We start from the raw sequence: 20,292 nt of genomic DNA, 5'->3' as shown, positions 1-20,292 counted from the left end.
TTCGGTGAAAGCGGATTATGAAGGCGAATTTTCCGCAGCTCCCGCCCCGAAACTGTCCCCCAATTCTAAAGATCCCTACTTCTTTTCGTAAAATTTACTTGAAAACCTTACACTGTAAAATTCCACTCACAGACTCTCGTAGGTGAGTTCCGCATTTGCCCAGTCGGTTTCTGCCAGAAATTCCCTAAATGTGGTCAGAAGCCCAGGAAACTCCTCTTCTCGTAAACCCTGGACATCTGCTTGATAACCTTGTTTGCGATACCACTGAATCAAATCGAACAGTTCTTTTTGCAGCAAGAGTAAGAAAATCCAGGCGGGTGTCTCTTTGTAGACAACTTGCATCCCCTGCACTTGCGAGAATGCCTCTGCCATCTGCTTTGGAGTCAGCACATCACCAGCTAGCTCAATTTTTTGACCAACATACTTGATAGGATGTTTCATTACGTAAGCAGCAACGCGGCCCATGTCTTTGGTTGTAATTAAATGAAGGGGCTTGTCTGGCTGAATGGAAAATGGGAAACTACCTTTGAGGATGGAAGGTCGTGTGTACTTCTTCCAAAACTCCTCCATAAACAAGCAAGCTCGCAACATGGTAGTCGGTAAACCAGCTTCAATGAAAATTTGCTCCACTTGGTACTTTTGCTCAATGCGGGGAATTCCTGAATTTCTGTCCGCCCCACCTGCGGAATTGTAAACAAAGTGCTTAATGTCGGCTTGTTTGGCAGCTTGTGCAACTCGCCTTGCTCTTTCCACCTCTAGCGGATCAATTTTAGCAGAGTCTCCAGAAGTAGCGTGGCAATAAACAGCCAAAATTCCTGTAAAGGCTCGTATGAGTGAGGTTTCATCGTCTAGGTTAGCTTTTACCAATTCAACTCCGGCATCGTTGAGTCTTGCAAGAGTTGGACGATTAAGGTCAATTTCTCTAGTGATGACTCGCAAGTTGGTAACTCCTTGTTCGAGAAATCCCTTAACGACATTTCCACCTGTACCGCCAGTAACTCCTATGAGTAAGACTTTATCGGTGTTTGAATCTGTGCGATCGGGGAAATTTGACATTTTCTTTTCTTCTTGAGTTCTTCATGTAAATTAACCTTAAACCCTTACCTAGAGAGCGATTTGTGGCACTTAACCTTCAATAATCGTGCGTTACGAACTCCGTTCTAACACAACGCAAGTTGCTCTTCACCACCCAAATGCACAACCGATGACTCGATGTCTGCATCGACTGCAACAGCTAGCTGCCAACCAGTATGTAATCGGACTGCAACTTCAGTAAAAGAACCATCCTCATCTTTTACCTGACGCTTACCTGTTAGCATTTGAATGTGCTGTAAAACTTGGATACTCCAAGGGTCAGAATGAAAATTTTCCGAGTCAGTTAAATTTCTCCCAAGAAGGTAGCGAACCAACGCTGAAGCCTTAATCCAAGGAAATAGACGATCGCTAATCCATTATCTATTCGTTCTTCTAATTTTAACATAATTGGTTAATTCAAAGCCATTATCTGCAAGTGTTTGACGTACTTGTTCGCTCAACAAGGCAGCGAGTTCTACTGTACCTGCTCCTGGTGGATTATTCAACGGTTCACTAGGATTAACCATTGCGGGATGGGAATAAATCTCCACTAAATCTGCCTCTATCTGAGGTATTAGACCGAGCAAATATTCCTCAGTCATATTGCCAGTTTGCAATAACCCGTAGACGCGGTTAGCGTAATTAATATTATGAGATGCGAGCAAAGTCTCACCATAACGGCGCAGGAGAGTAAACACCCCCGACCAAACTAACTTGGTCAGTAACTTACGTCTATCAAGCTTCAGGCTCATCCCCAATTCTTCATTTGGCAGACGGATAACTTGAATATTAAACTCCTGTGCCAACTCTACCAAGATACTTAGTATGATGGGATGAGAGTGTAGATGTAAATGTCCATCTACATGAGAAAGGGATAGCCCAGAATCGCTGAATTTGGTCAACTGGGCGCGGATTTCTTGCCGCAATTCTGAGCGTGTGGCGGTGTCGAATTGGTAGCGTAACCCGGCTCTGAGGGGACTATCTGGGAAGTTCCCATTTGATGAAACCAAATGAGGAATTTGGGTAGGCGGCATGACTGCCCGGCCACAGACCAAAACTAGATGTAACCCAACAGCTAGATTGGGGTAATTATGTGCCAACGCGATCGCTTCCTCGGCCGCATCACCGCTCACCATCAGGCTAGTACTGGTTAGTATACCTTGTTTATGTGCTTTAATAATCGCTTCATTGACACCGCTAGAGAAGCCGAAGTCATCACCGTTGATAATAGCAAAACGAGGTCGCAAGATGTTAATTCCTTGGGTATTAGGCATTGGGCATTGGTGTTGTAATAGAAACTAACTTACCTCCTTTTGTCAACTTTAGTTGCTGTCCTCGCCATGTAATAGTGCTGCCAAGGAAGCCATAACACCAAATAGCAAACTGAATCAAATCGCGTAAAGGGATGACCCAGAAAAACTTTTTGGTATTTAAATCATTGAGAATATTTACCCCAACTATCCAGCCCATTAGTAACCGCATCATCCAAGTAATAACAAGCCCCATCCATCCTACTATTGACCCTTTTGTAGTCAATAACAAAAGTAGGCTAGCAACTGTACCGTAAGTAAAAAGCAATCCCAGATAACCCCAAGGACGAGAAACGCGGATGCAACGCATCCAACGGATTTGACGCGCAATAGCATCAGCTAAAGTGGTCGTACCCAAAACATGCTCAACTACATAGTTAGATAACACAACCTTGTAACCTATTTTCCCTGGTAGGTAGCCGAGTTGGAAGTCGTCTGCCAAATAATCAGCAATCGTTTCAAATCCGCCGATTGCTTTGAGTACTTGTTTACGGATGATAATTGTAGAACCACAGGCAAATTTTGTCCCCTCCAATTGATTACTGACTAAAAGGCCTGCATGAAAATCTGTAGCAGTAGCAATCGCCTCCAAGGTTGCTACCCATCCTTGTGCTAAAGAACGATACATACAGGTGACAACACCAACTTTGCAATCTTTGAGAGGTTGAATGGTTCGTTGTAAATAGTCTCTCCCGACTCGAATATCACTATCAGCTATGACCAAGATTTCATGTTTAGCGGCGGCGACAGCATTTGCCAGATTACTCACTTTCAGATTAGCGCCAATGATCCGGTCGCTCACCACTAGATGAATATCTATATCTGGAAATTGCTGAATGATTTTCTTGACAACTTCTATAACAGGGTCTTCGGGATCGCAGACACCGAAGATCATCTGGTACTCTGGATAATTTTGTTGGCAGAATGAGGCAAAATTTTCGTAAGTATAACTATCTAGCCCACAAATTGGCTTGAGAATGGTAAGAGGCGGATGGAATTCAGGATCGATGAGATCGGGGTCACTGGAAAAAGTTATCGCTGCATAAATTCCATAGCAATAAAATAAGACAGTCGATAGACACAGTACTAACAGCAGAACATTAATGATTATCATCTGAAAATCAGCTTAAATTCTAATTTTTTCTAGAGATGAAGCTGATGATTGCATAATTGTTAGTGCTAGAGCGATCGCTTCCGAGGCTGCATCACCAGTTACTTTACTCGCCCATGAGTGATTTTGAAGGTTTACAGATAACCAATAAGTTTGGCAAATCTCTTCTTGAGCAGGTATTTAACCTGCATCAAGAGACGGTTTTCAAGGGGGCAATATTTAAACCGCAGCCGCCTGATTAGATTGTGCGTTGGCGATCGCTTGAGTCCGGCGTTCCTTCAGGTAGGCAAAGAACTCCACACCTTCACGTAGACGACGCACCATCATTTTGCGGTCAGTCAGCATTTCCCGTACAATGGGGATGATAGCTTTGGGACGGAAGTAAAATTTCCGGTACATTTGTTCAACGGCATCTTCAATTTCCGCACTGGAAAAGGTGGGATATTGCAACGTAGAAGTTTGAATGCCAGAGTTGGCTACTAGATATTGGTTGCTAAACCAGCTGTTAGCTTGGGCTTGTTCATAAAGTTCCGTCCCTGGATAGGGTGCGGCGATGGAAACTTGAATAGTATGGGGACTGAGTTCGCAAGCAAACCGAATCGTCTCTTCTACAGTTTCTTGAGTTTCAATCGGTAAACCGATGATAAAAGTTCCGTGGACAGTAATTCCCAGTTTGTGGCAGTTTTTCATAAATTCTCGCGCCACTTCTAACTTGATTCCCTTTTTAATCCGGTTGAGAATATCTTGGTTCCCAGATTCAAACCCAACTAGAAGCAAGCGCAAACCGTTATCACGTAGTTGTTTAAGGGTATCGTAATCTAGGTTAGCGCGGGCATTGCAACTCCAAGTCAGCTTGAGCCGCTTCATGTGTTCACTGATAGCGATCGCTCGATGTTTATCAATGGTAAAGGTGTCATCATCAAACATATATTCCTGCACCTTGTTGCCAAATATGGCTTTGGCTTGTGTCATCTCTCGTCCTACAGCCTCTGGGCTTTTGTGGCGGTAGAGATGACCGCCAATTGTTTGCGGCCAAAGACAAAAGGTGCATTTTGCCGGACAACCGCGTCCAGTGTAAAACGAAATATAAGGATGTTGGAGATAACCAATGAAATACTTAGTAATATCTAAATCACTTGCGTAAATTGGCAGGACACTAGGCATAGCATCCCAATCATGAATTAACGGACGCTCTTCATTATGGCGGATTTGTGAAAAGCGATCGCGGTAACTTAGTCCTTTGATTTCTTCCCAGGGTTTACCTTCTGCTAGTTCTTTACAGGTATAGTCAAATTCATTGCGGCACACAAAGTCAATAACTTGGTTATCCCGTAAAGTCTCTTCTGGTAAGACTGCCACATGAGCGCCCACCAAACCAATCTGTACATTTGGATTCGCAGCTTTAATAGCTTCCGCACAATTAACATCATTACCTAGTGATGGTGTACTAGTGTGCATGATAATTAATTCGTAATCTTTAGCTATTTTCAGCACATCGTCCACAGTCTGACCATGTGGTGGCGCATCTACCAGCTTACTACCAGGTACAAGCGCCGCAGGTTGCGCTAGCCATGTGGGATACCAAAACGATGTAATTTCCCGCTTGGCTTGGTATCGGGAACCAGCACCGCCATCAAACCCATCGAAGGAAGGAGGATTGAGGAATAGCGTTGTCTTCACTGATATCTCTTCTTAATATTTGAGCAAGATAGTTACCTATCTCACATATTTTATTTGAATCTACAACAATTTAGTTTGCTCTCGGCAAATCCGCCTATCTAACCGACTGCTAACCTTCCATGCACGCTACTTCGCCCAAATTGCGATCGCCTGGGCAAGGTTTGCGATGAACCCATCGAGTTCTGCTTGACCTATAATTCTATAAATCCCACCCCTTCTAGGGGTGGGTGCGTCAATGCCAATAGAATATTGAAACGCATTTAGCGTCCAATTTGGTTAGAGATATCTTTACCTTTCTGTGCTGCGCTATTCCCTACATCGGTAGCAGTTTTCTGAGCGCCCTCTACGTACCCAGAGCCAAATTCTTTAAAGGCTTCTGCTGACTCTCCTCCAATCTTCTCAAGTCTTTTACCAAGAGAACCTTCCGTTTCACGAGCTTCTTTATTCCACTGCCCTGTTGTTTTGGGTCTTTGAGCATCATTTTGCTCTATCTGTTCACGGACTCTTTCCTTTAAGGCTTTGTCATTTTGGTCAGAACTAACATTCGTTGTCAGTACTAGAAAACCAACTAGGACAACAGCCAAAAAACTTTTTATCTGAAGTCCTTTAAGCAAGGAACTAATCTTACTAATCGCCATAGAAATCAAGCTTATCATGCCAATCCGGTTGTTTTTTAATTACAAGTAAACCCTAACGACAAAAAGGCAATTATTCTTCTGACACAAGGCATAGTTTAGTTATCAAAATTAAATAATCTCTAAATCTTTAGGAATAGATTATTGATTAGATATTATAGATATAGGAATCCGGTTTGATTTCTGAAAATATCCGTAGGATGTGTTAGCGACAGCGTAACGCATCAAACCCTTGATAATAGTGCGTTACGAACTCCGTTCTAACACACTCTACAATACCTAATTTCGTTCAGAAATCAAATAGTAATCCTATATTAGGAATTACGTATTGACAGGAAAGACCCTCGTTTCTATTTCAGGTTTTTTTGTTTCAGAATAGCTTCGCATTCCAAACTTATGGTTTCAGTTGACAATTCACATAAGGTTTCCAAAGATATTTTGCCTTCAGCATATAAAACTTCTAATAAGTTTGACGCTGACTCTAAAATTTTCTTCCCACTTCTTATTTGAATGCTAAACTTGTCTTCAATGGCATCGAAAATAACAAAAAGTGATATCTTTTGCCAAATTTTTTGAGTCGAAGCTACTACTTTACAGGAAGTAACAATCTTTCCCTCTTCTGGCAAATGAAGTGCTAAACCTGAGTCCTGAATACTCTTTTGGATTTGCTCAAGAGGTAATGAAGAAATATCAATAATTCTACAATCGAGATTTATAAAATCTGCTAAATCAGGAAAGTTGACAATTGTATCATTTAATGATTCAAATTGAAAGGTTATTTCATTGCCTAAAGGGTCTGAAATAGCATTCAATTGTACAGGATATGGGGGCTGTGGTACAAACCCTTTTTCATAAAATGAGCGACCTTCAGGAGTAACTGTAATTGGCGATGTTGCTGATAGAGTTTGTAATGAACGAAGAGTTGCAGTAGTAGTTTTAATAAATACAGAATCAAGTGCAAGTATAGAGGCTAATTCATTCTCTGTTGGTGGGGGTTGCAATTCAATAGCCGCGCGGATAATAAATTCTTCAAGTACATTAAACTGGCGGGGTTCCTTGATATTGACTTCTACAGGAGTTTGACGCAAGCTATAACGCAATTGACGTGCTGCTAAAACTGATAAATTAGGACTTTGCGCTTCAATTTCGTTTACAACATCTTTGATATTTTTATCAATGGGTTTATCAGTAGAAGCGAGGGACATTAATTAAATCTCCATGTAGACGAACTATTTTGAAAATATGGGAGTAAGCTGTCGTGCATTTAATTTGCACAGCTAGGGCGGGCAAGATGCCCACCCCACAAGAGATTCATTTTTTTGAGGATGCAAATTAAAGTATTTTCAGCTTATATACTCACAAAGAAATTCTATAGCGTTTCCTAATCATACAAAGTACATTATAGCCCCCTCATCGCTTGCGGGGAGGGGGTTGGGGGTTGGGTTGTTGTATCTCACTCAATCGAGAACCGCTATATAAGGCTTCTATAAACAATCCAAAAATTTAATCATTTCATACAATGAATGATGAGTATACACAGTCTTACTATTTGTGATTCGCCATAAAACTTGTTCGTAGTTTGATATAACTTCTACTAAGATTTGTATTTGCATAGCGTCTTCTACTTTAGAAGACTTTGCACCTCGATTAACCAAAAATCCTACTCTTTCTAAAGCACGAATAGTCCAGACAGATGCGATACCTTCACCTATCACATTAATTTCTCCTTTGTGGTATGTATGGAGATGAAATTCCCCAGAAGCAATATCAAACTCTACACCTTCACTACGGAAAGTATCAGCAAATGCACCACTCAAAACCAAATCTTCCGGTGCGCCAACGTGTAAGATACCATTAGTTGCTAACAGCCAAACTTTATCAGCAAGACGCAAAGCTAAATTTAAATCGTGAGTGGAAAGAAGAATCGCTTGATTAGTTTCCCGCGCCAACTGACGCAACAATTGCATAATTTCTACCCGTCGTGGTAAATCGAGAAATGCTGTAGGCTCATCAAGTAACATCACAATAGGCGACTGAGCCAAAGCACGCGCAATCATAATTTTTTGACGTTCACCATCACTTAATTCGCTAACTTGGCATGTTGCTAAGTGTACTGCTCCTACAGATTTTATCGCCCAATCTACTATTGCTTCATCTTGGGCTGTCAAATTTCCCCACCAATCAGTGTAAGGATATCGTCCCAAACTCACCAAGGTGTAGGCTGATAGCATTCCCACATCAACTTTCTCAGTCAGTACCAAACTCAGACGTTTGGCTAATTCTTGTGGTGCTAACTTGTAAATATTTTCTCCTAAGAGTCGCACTTCCCCCGCGATTGGGGGTTGCATTCCGGCTAGCGATCGCAGTAATGTAGATTTACCTGCACCATTGGGGCCAAGTAAACACACAAGTTCCCCAGCTAAGAGAGATACAGAAATATCCGATGCAACACACCGAACAGTTTTTCGGGATGTTTTATAACCAATAGTCAGATTGTGAGTTGTTAAAATTGAATTACTCATTAGTCAATTAACTTTAGAAATACTCTGCGTACCTTTGCGCTTACCTCCGCGTTACTCTGCGTTTAAAAAGCTGATTTCGCTTACGATGGAAAAGATTTTTGGGAATTACGCCGCAGAATTACCCAAGTGACAACAGGAGTTCCTATCAAAGCAGTAACAGCATTTAAAGGTAAAACCATCTGACTTACCCAAAGTTGGGAAAATAAATCTGCAACCAATGCTAATATTGCACCCATAATTGTTACACTAGGGATTAATATTCGATGGTCAGAAGTATTGAAAAAACTACGACATAAATGAGGAATTGCCACACCTAAAAATGCTATGGGGCCGCAAAAAGCAGTAATTGCGCCTGCTAATATAGATGCACTAGTAATAATAGAAAATCTGGTTTTTTGCACCGTTAAACCTAGACTACGTGCATAAGATTCACCAAGTAAAAGTGCATTCAAGGATTTTGATTGCAACACTGCTAAGAATAAACTCAAAAATATAACTGGAGTTAAAACAACTAACTGTTTCCAAGTCACTCCAGCAAAACTACCAAAAGTCCACATGACATAATTTTGAATACGTTCTTTTGAACTAAATTGCAGCAAAATGCTAACCATTGCACTGGTAGCGTAGCCAAACAATAAACCTAAAATCAGTAGTGTCATCGTATCTTGCACTCGGCGAGAAACAACTAACATCATTCCTAAAACTGATGCTGCGCCGAGACTTGCAGCTATGACTAAACCAAAATCACCTAAATACCCCAAATCTGCTAATAACGTTGGTGTAGTAGCACTTGCTGTTAGCACAACTAACGCTACACCTAAACTTGCACCAGAACTAATTCCTAATACAAAAGGCCCTGCTAAGGGATTTTTAAATAAAGTTTGCATTTGCAAGCCACTTACACCTAAAGCTGCACCAGCTAAAGTTGCAGTTAAAGCTTTAGGTAAACGAAATTTGAGAATAATATTAGCCCATATCGGTTTTTCTATTTCTTGTCCTAGTAAAATTTTGACTACTTCATTAATAGGAATATCAACTGAACCTAAAGCTAAGTCCAATAAAAAGGCAAATATTAAACCTATCAGCAAACTTGAGAAAATAATGATTTTTATACCCAGAGCTTTTTGGTTTAGTAGGGTAACTTTAAATTTAGATTTTTGAATTAACATTGTTAAATAAGTTTTCGGTAATAAAATAGTTTATGATTAGGTAATATATCTGGATGCAGTATCTTAATCAAGTCAGATAAAACAACATCTGGGTTACTAATACCATCTTCCCAGTAATCATTACCTCCATTTTCATTAACACGGGCATTATTATTATAAAGATTTCCCTGTTTCACAGCCTTAAAATCAGCATAACGACTATCTTCAACAACTAAATCTTTTAAACTCTTCCAAGATTGACGAAAATTTAACCAGTAATCAGCACTAGACGCACGTTCTAAAACAACTTCAAAAGATAGAGGTAGACTACCAGATGATTTATCATCACTCCAGAGGTAGTTTGCTCCTGCATCAGCCAGATATTTAGCTACATAACTTTTTCCTCCAGGCATATACCAAGTTCCTTTAAAGTTAAATCCAACAAATAGAGTCGGGCGATTTTTTATAGATTTGGCTTTTTGCATTATTTGTTTATATTTATAAGCAATTTCATTAAATATCTTTTCTGCTTGTTCTTCTTTATTAAAAAATAAAGCAGTAAATTTTAACCATTCACTTCTTCCCAATGGTGTGTCTTCCATATATTCAGCATTTATCGCCACTTTCAAACCCGCCTCTGTGAGTTTGGCATAGCTATCAGTTTGGGAATTACCTGTACCATAAGTGGTTACTAACTCAGGATTTAGTTCTAATAATCTCTCTATATCTACATTTGAATTATCACCTATTTCTGCTATTTTACCCGCTTTAATTCTCTTGACAACATCAGGTGTATTGACTTGTTTAGCATTACTAATACCAATCAGTTTATCAACCAAGCCTAACTTTGCTAAGTGCGGTAAATGAGTAGTAGAAAGAGAGACTATAGTATTTACTGGTACTGTAATTACCTGTGTTTGATTAAATCCTTGTGGCGTAGGAGTTCCACATTGAACTAAAACATATTGAAAACCTGTGTTGGCATTCTGCCAAGGATTTTTTGTAGTGACGACCTTGTAGTGTTTATGATACTCTACTGCCAAGCCTGTTGCATGAGTAATCTTGATTTTATTAGGGAAGTAATCAGTATTGGGATCATATTTTTGAATACAGCCGTTATTGTTGATATTTGTAGATGTGTTAATTGCTGTACTATTACAAGCAATGATTAAAGTTGCTATTAAAAGTAATTGGCATAAAAAAATTATGGCTTTTGGGTGAGGGGTTTTTAGCAATTTCATGGGTTTCAGAAAAATATTTTTTTCACGCAAAGAGTTAGAGTAAAAGAGGATGAGATAAATAAAAAGTGATTTATATCTTTGCGTGAGATTAAAAAAAATGAGAAGCTAGACGGAATCTGGTGGATAGAGGTATTCAGATACTTTCTTCCCTTTTACTAAATGTTCATTAACAATAATTTCAGCAACATTATGGTGAACACGAGTGTACCAAGTTCTATCATCTGAATAAAATACAACTGGCCCTAATTGGCAAACTTCCAAACAGCCAGATGTCCTCACTTCTACTTCCACACCTGCTTGTTCTACTGCTGATTTTAAAGCATCAAATGTGGGTTGCCATTTGCGGGAAGGAAGACAGCGAGTTGAAGTACAAACTGAGATATAAGAATGTTTCAGAGGATTTTTGTTAAATGGCATCGGTTTTTTAGCTAACACATAAATATCTCGCAATTCCTCATAAAGAGCTAACTTTGATAAGTCAGGTTTACCTTCTGGTAATAAATTCTCCCCATCCACCAAAGGATTAGGTAATAAAATAGTCATCAATTGTTCATCTGCACCATTCCAAAATTGAATTCCCCAACTTCTAGGATAACTTTCTGTATTAAATCGACGGTAAAAAGCAGCACGGCTGACTTGACGCTGTTTTCTTAATTCCAAAGGTGTCTTGCACAGAGGCCCACCTAGATTAGCCTCAATACATAAGTGTAAATGCCAACCTTCTGCTGCTACTGTCAAATATCCATCGTAAAGAATGCAGAGTTTTGGTGGAGCATTAAATTCTAATTCTAAAACACTACCTTGGACAATATGTCCTATTCCTACCTGTTGCCAATTTTGCTCAAATAGGGTGTAAAGTAGTGAGGACAAAACGTCAGTACTACAATTAAAATATTCATACTCAATAGAACCACCTGTAGATAAAGTCTCAGTCACAACCTCATTTACTGGAGTTACCCAACAATTAAATTCAACCATTTAACATTCTCCTTGTATTACAGGTTTACATTTTTCTCTATGTGAGAAGAAATTACTTCTATTAAAACGTAGAACTTAACCCAACCTGAAAAACCCTCCCTCCATCAGGAAACCCAGGAAACAACTGATAACGCTGATCAAAAAGATTATCCACACTACCTGTAAATATCAACCTATCACTTAAAGGTACGCGCATTTTGAAATCAAAAGTAGTGTAGCCAGACAAAGATTCTGTATTAGTATTGTTTGTGGGATATGCACTCAAAGAATGCATCAGTATTCCAGCATATAAACCTTGACGAGTTTCATAAGAAAGTCCTGCATTTAAACTATCTGCACCGGCAAAACGCAATTCTTTATCAACTTCGGCAGAGTTTGTACTTTTTAAAATTCGCGGATCATTTGCTGTATAACTAACAAAGGCGTAGATATTTTTCGCTAGCTGCAAATTTAAAACTGCTTCGATTCCCGTAGTGCGAACCTTACCAATATTTTCATAAGTAGCTACAGGAACAGCAAAGTTATAGGCAATTAAATCTGATATTGTGTTGTTGAAATAGGTCAAACGCAATAAGCCAAAATCGCCTAATTTTTGGTCAATTCCGATATCATAACTATCGCCTTTTTCTGGACGGAGATTAGGATTACCAACGTAACTACGACCCTTCGCATATAAGCTAAAAAGATTCGGTGCGCGAAAATTCTTGATATAATTAGCTCTTAAGGTGGTAGATTCCGTAAGCGCAAATTTTGCTCCTACGCTCGGTGATGTAAATGAGCCATTTGTCAAGCTGCTAAAATCTTGGCGTAAACCTAAGTTGGCAGTGAAGCTAGGGGTAAAGTTAATTTCATATCTAGCAAATAGTGCCCCTTGACTAATACTATCGTCGTAAGTGACTGTTTTTCTATTAACCGAAAAGTCGAATGTACTGTTAGTAGCTGCCACATTGCGGTAATCAAAGCCATAAACTAGGGTTTGATTATTAGCAAATTTCCAACTGTGTTGGGTTTGCAATCCATAAGAAGTTTGCCCATTATCATATCGTGCTTGGGATGAATTGCGACTATCGTAACGAGTGTTAAGGAAATCTGCGTAAAATCTTGCTGTTAGCAGCGAATCATCCCCACCTCCAAGTTTTGAGTTCCAGGTTAAATCGGTGAGAACTTGATCTGTGTATTTGCGATCGCTATCCGTCAATGAGTTAAAATAACCTTGACCATATAATGGTTCAGGAATGGGGACTCCTCCTGGTACTCCTTGGTCTTTACCTAAATATAGGGTTGAGAAGGTTAGAGTGTTGCGCTTTCCTAAATTCGCCTCTAACTTGATATTAAAGTTATTGTAGAGAGTGTCATTGTTTTTCCTGGTTCCCTCAAAGTTCGCTTCTGGGATAGAAAAAGGGTAGTTATTTTTTGCTTCGGTACGGTTGTAACCTACAACCCAAGAGATATCCCCTACTTTCCCACTACTATTGATAGTCTGCTGATTTAACCCATACGCGCCAAGGGTGACTCCTGCTTGCGTTGTCACTTTTTCTGTAGGACGACGAGTGATAATGTTAATCACTCCGCCAATTGCATCAGAACCATAAAGGGTAGAACCACCACCCGGCAAGACTTCGACTCTTTCGATATTATTGGTGGTAAATTCTGAAAGGTCAAAACCACCGGAACCTAACTGGTTAATCGGTCTACCATCAAGCAAAATCAACACTTGTGCAGAGTTAGAACCCCGGATAAATTGACCGCTTAAAGCGTTTACTTCTGTGCCAACTGTACCATCAGGTAAGATACCAGGAAGAAATTTTAGTGCTTCTCTGACGGTTCTTGCGCCTTGCGCTTCCATCTCTTCACCAGTAATCACGTAAACCGGACGGGTGGAATCTTTGACTGTCCCCTCACGGCGAAAGGGTGAGTAAACGGGTTCATTCAATAGCTTGTCGATGACTGTTAGTTCAATATCTGGTTCTTGTGTGGATGCTGGAGGATTTTGAGCAATTCCTTCTGGTTTGTTTGTTGCTGCTGGAGTATTTTGAGGTGTGATTTCTGCAACTGGTTGTAGGTCTTTTGCACTACTTTCGTGTTGGGGAAACTCTGATATTGGTGTAACTTCTGTGGCTGTGGTGTTGTGATTACTGCATAGTATCCCCAAAAGGATAGTCAAATTAGACACAATAACTTGAATTTTCCAACTGACAACAAAATTAGTAGACATTTACGATGTAAGCAACCTGTATAACTAAAAATTTGACAAAACTAAAATAAAAGCTGAGTCTTTGTTCAGAAAAAACACAATAAGCATAAGCAGCAATCATTACTAAGTGCATGGCAATGGAAAATAGACTGCGATACTAAAAGTGGTGTAAGTAAAGCCGTAGTGCATCTACAAGATAATGATTATTATTATCACATAGATGATGCTATTTGCGATCGCCTCCGGGGGCGGTTACGCCATCACAGCTTTGCATCAATTGAGCTATTCCCCAGGCTTTTAATACTGCTATTAGTGAGGACTTAACAACAACTTATGTTTAATTTTGCCCACTTACTTAGTGGTGGAATCTTTGCTAAAATACCCTTTTTCAAAGGTTCAGCTCGTTCTGACCAAGGCAACAAACCATCAGACTTGGTATAGTATTGACTCGCACATTCCAGTACAGCAGATGCAGAGCCATTAACTGGTAAATCCCCAAAAAGATAGGTTGATTTTCCTTCTGCTGCAAAGGCAATGACGCAAGAACGGTTACAAGCACTCATACATTCAACTGCCCGAATGGAGAATTTTTCTTGTAATTCCCAGCCTTGTGAGAGTTCCTGAAGCCGATGTAGAAGTTGTTCGCCTCCACTGATACCAACTCGTTTACCGTTTTGCCACACGCTGGCGCAGGTTGTGCAAACAAATAAAGTATGTTTTTTGTCAAGCATTAATTTTGAAGTGTGTAGGATTGAAGAAGAATTCTGAATTCTGTTTGGTAAGTTTTAAGGCATTAAACTTGGTTGAAATTCTGACCAACGCTTGCAAACTTGTTCGTAGCAATCGGGTGGAGTAATTTTTAGTTGGTGTAAAAAATTAACCTCAATCTGAGGTTCAGCCTTTAGCACCAGAAGAATATCTTGATCGGGATTGTATGTTGCGACTGCTGGGAAAATAGATGAGATCATTGATGAGCAGATTGATTGCGGTATAGCTCCGCAATCCTCAAACGATCGCAAATAACATCCAATCAGATCGCAAGGAAGAAATTGCAGGGTGAAGGGAACTGTATCAAAACTTGTAATTGTAGGATGAGTAACTTGAGTATCCACAGCACATAAAACAACTCCCCGCCCAAATGACTGAAATCCCTTCCATGCTGTGTAACCAATTACCAGCAGATTATTATGGATAAAACTATTTTGCCAGTAGCCAAAATTTCCTTGCCAAACACTATTGGATGGTCGCATTCATTTACTCCCGCAGCAGTGATTCAATGCGAACTTGCTCAAGATCCCTACCAATCAACACTAATCGCGTTTGACGAGGTTCGCGGGGTTGCCAAAGACGGGCATAAAAGTAGTCAAATCGATTACCGACTTCCTGTAAGATCAGATGCATGGCTTTGTTTGGAACTTCTACAAATCCCTTAATTTGATAAATTTCTTGCTGTTGCACCATTAATTCTGTAGTCGTGTTTGCCCGCACAGCGCGGAACATTCCAAATCGGCATAGCCCTGCACCAAATGCCAAACGCATCAGTAAAAATGTCGGCAACTCGCGCACAGACTTGAGGAAACCAGATAGTCCATAACGCAGAAATCCGCTCGGTCGAACCACTGCTTGCCAGATTGAATCTAACCAAGAAGGAAGCGTTTCTTGCGTCCAGTCTGCCGTAATTACGTCTCCCTCGACTAAGCAAGTCTCTGCTAAAAGCTCGGAGAATCGCTCAATGCTAGAAAAAGCTGGATGAGACCACTGATCTAGGAGTTGTCGCATCACTGGTTTCTCCCAGAAATTTAGCGGTTTTTGGCGATCGTCCCTCTGATTCCAGTCAGCTACAACCAACACACCACCAGGCTTTAGCACCCGCATTAATTCTCTAGCAAAAACAGCTTTATCTGGCATGTGAGGCCCTGCTTCGATTGACCAAACCACATCAAAACTGGCATCTGGAAACGACAATGCCATCGCATCATCGACCGCAAACTGGGCGTTTAGCTCTTGGGGCGTTAACTCCTGAGCGCGTTTAACCTGAATAGGACTAATCGTAATCCCTGTGACAGCAAACCCATAATCTCGAGCTAAAATTCGGCTGCTGCCACCAATTCCACAGCCAACATCTAAGACCGTAGTACCAGGAGGTAATTTATCTAAATCACCCCATTTAACCATTTCATGTACAAAGTCAGATTTAGCAGTCAAAAAATCCTTCTGTCGTGGCGGCGAACCGTAATGACCGAGGTGAATGTGTTCCCCCCAATAAAACTCTAGGATGCCGTCAAGAGTCCATTGATCGTAGGAATTGGCAACTGTGGCTGAGGATTGATACTTGCGGGCAGTCAGGAAATAAGTTGCAATTCCTACTACCAAAAGCAGAAGAAAACCAATTACAAAATATAATAAAGTTGACATTGTTTTGAACGCTCCTGTACGCCTACCGTGGATAAATTTTTTGCACGAATCTCATAGCCATGAATTTTGTAGCAGGAACCCTTGACAAGAAAGCAGAGGGGTAGAATAAAAAGAGGATTTACTTTTGAAGTCGATCTAACGGTTTGCTCGTTGCTCGTCCAGAATCAGATGAGCGATCGCCTAACCACCCACGGTTAGCGATGCCTATGGCGAGCGGAGCGATCGCAGTATAAATCCCCCCATACATCGACATTGCTATATTTCGCACACCTCGAATAATTTTCGCTTGAAGTAGCCGGGGCTTGCATTTGTCTTGAAGAAGAGTCGTTTGTTTGACAAAGGGATGAGCAGTAGTGGGAATCTTCCCAACTCGGTGAAGATAGAATTTCGGCATGATAATTAACCGAAGTATTAATCTAGTAAATTAGCAATTTCTATGCGTGATTGAGAAAGCATTTTTTCAATATGGAACAGGATTGTGTAAGTCATCCACACCATTTCCTACCTGTTTGGAACAACTTCCATCTGTTAATTAATCCAGGGTTTCGTTGTCGCTGCGATTATTTTCAAACGATATTTCCACAGAGATAAACTGTCACTATCGCTGATCGATCTTACGCAATTTCTGTTGTGAATCAATCGCCTACAGTCTCATAGAAAGCCATAACTTGTAGCGTCCTGATATCTGGAGCTATGAGATTGTATTGCCTAGTAGTTGTAGAAATATTCATAAAGATACTTATCTGTGCCTCGCAGATGTGCAAAATTTACAATTTAACTTCGGCGGGCATTCTGACTCACAAGGTAAACCTTGATTACAGCTGCGGGACAGCGCCGGGTTCACACCGGACTTTCCCCGTTTCCTCTAGTGGCTGTTCCCCACTAGAACCGAGATTCCTTTGAATATTAACACAACTCTGATTTGCTTGCATAAAAATAAATCTCGCATTCGCGCAACGGGGAGTTGGGTAAGCTAACCCCAATCCTTGGCAAACTAGTAGGTGCTGTCACCGTCAGTCTGGATAGTTGGCATTTGGACTTACCCAAATTTTTGGAAATGTAAACCGACCGAATTTTAATAAAAAATATTCTTAATAGCCTAGAACATATAAAGTATAAATATTGAGAATTTAACTAAATCTTGCCCGCTTGATTACAGCAGACGGGCGAAAGGCGTGTGGGTGAACAGATGAAACTACGGCTATTACTTCAATTTTTCTTGCTTACAGGCTCTTTTTGGAGCTTATTGATACATTTTGCTAATGCAGAAGAGAGACAGATATCTAGTCACACCAATAGTACAATTGCAAATATTAATCAACAATCAAGCTTGTTGAGTGCAGGACTGCCCATTGAGCCAACTAGAGAGATTCGGCAACTGAGTGAAGTAAATCTGCCGCTCAAGAGTGCAGATACACTTGTGCAGTCACCAACAGTAAACTCACCGCCTGCAAATGAAATCATCGAGGTGACATCAGTCAAGGCCAATGGCACAGATAAAGGTGTAGAAGTAATTTTAGTCACTTCTAAAGGTCAGCAGTTGCAAGTATCGAATCGCAATGAGGGAAATAGTTTTGTTGCTGATATTCCTAACGCACAACTACGTCTACCCAATGGCGATGCATTCACATTTCGATCCCAAAAACCTGTTGTTGGGATTAGTGAAATAACAGTTATTAATCAAGATAGTAACACTATCCGACTGACGGTTACAGGTGAAACGGGTATGCCATCTGTAGAGTTATTTGATAGTGATGAAGGCTTGATATTCGGATTGAAACCTGTTGCATCTTCGGCACAAACACCACCCACTCCACCACAACCAGAGAATCAAACCCCATCAGAGAAACCATCGGGACAAACTGATCAACCGATTGAACTCGTAGTGACAGGTGAGCAAGACGGTTATCGTGTCCCCAATGCTACCTCTGCAACCAGAACTGATACTCCAATCCGGGATATTCCGGCATCTATTCAAGTAATTCCCCAACAGGTGATTAAAGACCAGCAAGCGACTCGCTTGGATGAAGCACTTCGGAATGTGAGTGGTGTCACATTTGCGGGAAATAATGACAATCGAGGTATTCGGTTTAGTTTGCGAGGGTTTGGCGCACAGGCATATTCAGGTAGTGTTCCTGTGTTGCGAGATGGCTTTAGGGTATATGGAAGTCAGGGGTTTCCAGAACTTTCCAATTTGGAGCAGGTTGAAGTTCTCAAAGGGCCAGCTTCTATTCTCTACGGCGAGATTGATCCAGGGGGTGTAGTTAACCTAGTTTCCAAGCAACCACTAGCTGAACCATTTTATGAAGCTGAACTGCAAGTAGGTAGTCAACCATTTGTGCGTCCTCGCTTTGATATTTCCGGCCCATTAACAACCGATGGTAAGGTTCTTTATCGACTGAATGCTTTATACCAATATAGTGAGAGCTTTCGGAACTACGACAACAATCTCGACCGCTTTTCTATAGCACCGATTGTTACTTGGAAAATAGACGATCGCACTAATTTAACTTTCAGCTTGGAATACACCAAAGATAGAGGCCCTGCCGACTTTGGTATCGTTGCCTCGAACAACGGAATTGTTGATGTTCCTCGTAGCCGCGTCAGTAATAATCCCAACGACACTATCGAGAATACTTACCTCAGCGTTGGCTACAATTTAGAGCATAAATTTAGCGACAATTGGTCAATCCGCAACGCCTTTCGGTATCTGTATTACAGCTACAATTACAGTCCTTTAGCACTGCCTTTAAGTTTTAATGGCACAACAGGATTATTGACTCGTTTCTTTGCCGATCAAGACGACACCATAAAAGATTACTCACTTCAGACGAATGTAGTTGGAAAATTAACTACAGGTTCCATTAAGCATAATCTTGTAGTAGGTGTTGACCTTAATAATAGTGACGAGAGTGCTACGACTAAGTTTGGTTTTGGGAACCCAAATACTATCAATATTTTCAATCCTGTTTATGGTACTGAACCCGATCCAAGTACATTAGCTGTTTTGAGTAATACTAGTACCAACACCAAAAGACTCGGTGTCTACGCACAAGATCAGGTAACGCTACTCGATAACTTGTTTTTACTAGCAGGATTTCGCTACGACACTGTAGACCAGACAGTAACTGATAATACAAATGGTAGTGAGCAATCGCAAAGCAATGATGCCATATCACCTAGATTCGGAATTCTTTATCGAGTGATCCCAGAATTTTCACTCTACGCTAGCTATTCGCGATCGTTCAATCCCAACACAGGAACAACAGCAAGTGGTTCTCCTCTAGAACCGGAAACAGGAGAAGGTTATGAAGTGGGTGTGAAAGCAGATTTGCTCAGAAGCAAACTCTTCGCAACTTTGTCATACTTTGATATAAAAAAGCAAAATGTTGCTGTTGCCGATCCTGCTAATTTTGGCTCTTCTCTTGCTACCGGCGAACAACAAAGTCGAGGGGTGGAACTAGATATTACTGGGGAAATCTTACCCGGATGGAATATCATTGCCTCCTATGCTTACACAGATGCTGAAGTTACAAAAGACACGAATCTCAATTCCGTTGGCAGCAAATTACCAGGTATTCCCAGACACAGCGCAGGTTTGTGGACAACTTATGAAATTCAAGCTGGTAGTTTGCAGGGTTTAGGCTTTGGACTGGGATTTAACTATGTAGGCGAACGAGAGGGTGGATTACCAAATACTTTTCAAGTTGATAGTTACTTTGTCACCAATGCAGGGCTGTTTTATCGCCGCAATAATTGGCGATTTGGTTTGAATTTTAAGAATCTGTTCGATGTCAATTACATTGGAACCGTTAGTGATAACCCAGTCAGAGGCAATGATTTCGGCGAACCATTGACTGTGATTGGTTCGGTAACATTTCAATTTTGATGGAAAGCTTTGATGAATTCACAATTATAGGACTTACGCATTGATAAAAAAGACCAAGTATAGATGATTGGAAAACCAGATCCGTCGTAGGGCAA

At 40.7% G+C, this 20,292-nt stretch carries 17 protein-coding genes and 1 riboswitch; of the genes, 1 reads left to right on the top strand and 16 read right to left on the bottom strand.

Annotated elements, in window-relative coordinates:
* Positions 1-126: 126 nt before the first annotated feature.
* The 16 genes from V7K98_RS13480 to V7K98_RS13405 all read right to left on the bottom strand — a co-directional run bounded on the left by V7K98_RS13480 (position 127) and on the right by V7K98_RS13405 (position 16,702).
* The gene (locus V7K98_RS13480) at positions 127-1,056 is read right to left on the bottom strand and encodes an NmrA family NAD(P)-binding protein (RefSeq protein ID WP_335022520.1); all 930 of its coding nucleotides are present in this window, start codon (positions 1,054-1,056) and stop codon (positions 127-129) included.
* A gap of 104 nt (positions 1,057-1,160) precedes the next feature.
* Entirely contained in the window at positions 1,161-1,424 is a 264-nt protein-coding gene (locus V7K98_RS13475; RefSeq protein ID WP_335022830.1) for a type III-B CRISPR module-associated Cmr3 family protein, read from the bottom strand.
* Between the two features lie 27 nt (positions 1,425-1,451).
* Positions 1,452-2,348 (bottom strand): hopanoid biosynthesis-associated protein HpnK, encoded by an 897-nt coding sequence (gene hpnK / locus V7K98_RS13470; RefSeq protein WP_335022518.1) that lies wholly within the window; start codon positions 2,346-2,348, stop codon positions 1,452-1,454.
* Positions 2,341-3,498, bottom strand: coding sequence for a bacteriohopanetetrol glucosamine biosynthesis glycosyltransferase HpnI (gene hpnI / locus V7K98_RS13465; protein WP_335022516.1), 1,158 nt, complete (start codon positions 3,496-3,498; stop codon positions 2,341-2,343). Before hpnI ends, hpnK begins: the two co-directional genes overlap by 8 nt.
* Before the next feature lie 216 nt (positions 3,499-3,714).
* Positions 3,715-5,175, bottom strand: a complete 1,461-nt coding sequence (hpnJ, locus tag V7K98_RS13460) for a hopanoid biosynthesis associated radical SAM protein HpnJ (protein WP_335022514.1) — start codon at positions 5,173-5,175, stop codon at positions 3,715-3,717.
* A 260-nt stretch (positions 5,176-5,435) separates the two neighbouring features.
* A complete protein-coding gene (locus V7K98_RS13455; RefSeq protein ID WP_335022512.1) occupies positions 5,436-5,831 on the bottom strand; it encodes a hypothetical protein in 396 nt (131 codons plus the stop codon).
* A 329-nt stretch (positions 5,832-6,160) separates the two neighbouring features.
* Positions 6,161-7,015, bottom strand: a complete 855-nt coding sequence (locus V7K98_RS13450) for a hypothetical protein (protein WP_335022510.1) — start codon at positions 7,013-7,015, stop codon at positions 6,161-6,163.
* A gap of 279 nt (positions 7,016-7,294) precedes the next feature.
* The gene (locus V7K98_RS13445; protein WP_335022508.1) at positions 7,295-8,332 is read right to left on the bottom strand and encodes an ABC transporter ATP-binding protein; all 1,038 of its coding nucleotides are present in this window, start codon (positions 8,330-8,332) and stop codon (positions 7,295-7,297) included.
* Positions 8,333-8,412: 80 nt separating this feature from the next.
* Complete coding sequence (locus tag V7K98_RS13440; protein ID WP_335022506.1) at positions 8,413-9,501, bottom strand: iron ABC transporter permease; 1,089 nt, start codon at positions 9,499-9,501, stop codon at positions 8,413-8,415.
* Between the two features lie 2 nt (positions 9,502-9,503).
* A complete protein-coding gene (locus tag V7K98_RS13435) occupies positions 9,504-10,721 on the bottom strand; it encodes an ABC transporter substrate-binding protein (RefSeq protein WP_335022504.1) in 1,218 nt (405 codons plus the stop codon).
* A gap of 105 nt (positions 10,722-10,826) precedes the next feature.
* Positions 10,827-11,699 carry a (2Fe-2S) ferredoxin domain-containing protein gene (locus V7K98_RS13430; RefSeq protein ID WP_335022502.1) on the bottom strand — a complete coding sequence of 291 codons (873 nt, stop codon included), beginning with the start codon at positions 11,697-11,699 and terminating at the stop codon, positions 10,827-10,829.
* A gap of 61 nt (positions 11,700-11,760) precedes the next feature.
* Positions 11,761-13,914, bottom strand: coding sequence for a TonB-dependent receptor (locus V7K98_RS13425; protein WP_335022500.1), 2,154 nt, complete (start codon positions 13,912-13,914; stop codon positions 11,761-11,763).
* Between the two features lie 299 nt (positions 13,915-14,213).
* On the bottom strand, positions 14,214-14,624 hold the full coding sequence (locus V7K98_RS13420; protein WP_335022498.1) for a DUF1636 family protein: 411 nt from the start codon (positions 14,622-14,624) through the stop codon (positions 14,214-14,216).
* Positions 14,625-14,678: 54 nt separating this feature from the next.
* Positions 14,679-15,143 (bottom strand): hypothetical protein, encoded by a 465-nt coding sequence (locus V7K98_RS13415; RefSeq protein ID WP_335022496.1) that lies wholly within the window; start codon positions 15,141-15,143, stop codon positions 14,679-14,681.
* A gap of 4 nt (positions 15,144-15,147) precedes the next feature.
* Positions 15,148-16,308 carry a methyltransferase domain-containing protein gene (locus V7K98_RS13410; protein WP_335022494.1) on the bottom strand — a complete coding sequence of 387 codons (1,161 nt, stop codon included), beginning with the start codon at positions 16,306-16,308 and terminating at the stop codon, positions 15,148-15,150.
* Positions 16,309-16,426: 118 nt separating this feature from the next.
* Positions 16,427-16,702, bottom strand: a complete 276-nt coding sequence (locus V7K98_RS13405; RefSeq protein ID WP_335022492.1) for a hypothetical protein — start codon at positions 16,700-16,702, stop codon at positions 16,427-16,429.
* 371 nt (positions 16,703-17,073) lie between these two features.
* Positions 17,074-17,216, bottom strand: a riboswitch (cobalamin riboswitch).
* 281 nt (positions 17,217-17,497) lie between these two features.
* Between V7K98_RS13405 and V7K98_RS13400 the strand changes: the two genes are divergently transcribed.
* Positions 17,498-20,197, top strand: coding sequence for a TonB-dependent siderophore receptor (locus V7K98_RS13400; RefSeq protein WP_335022490.1), 2,700 nt, complete (start codon positions 17,498-17,500; stop codon positions 20,195-20,197).
* Positions 20,198-20,292 lie beyond the last annotated feature (95 nt).

The organism is Nostoc sp. (assembly GCF_036917435.1).
Lineage (GTDB): Bacteria > Cyanobacteriota > Cyanobacteriia > Cyanobacteriales > Nostocaceae > Nostoc.
Note: the sequence above shows the minus strand (reverse complement) of the source record. Positions and strands in the feature narration are given on the sequence as shown.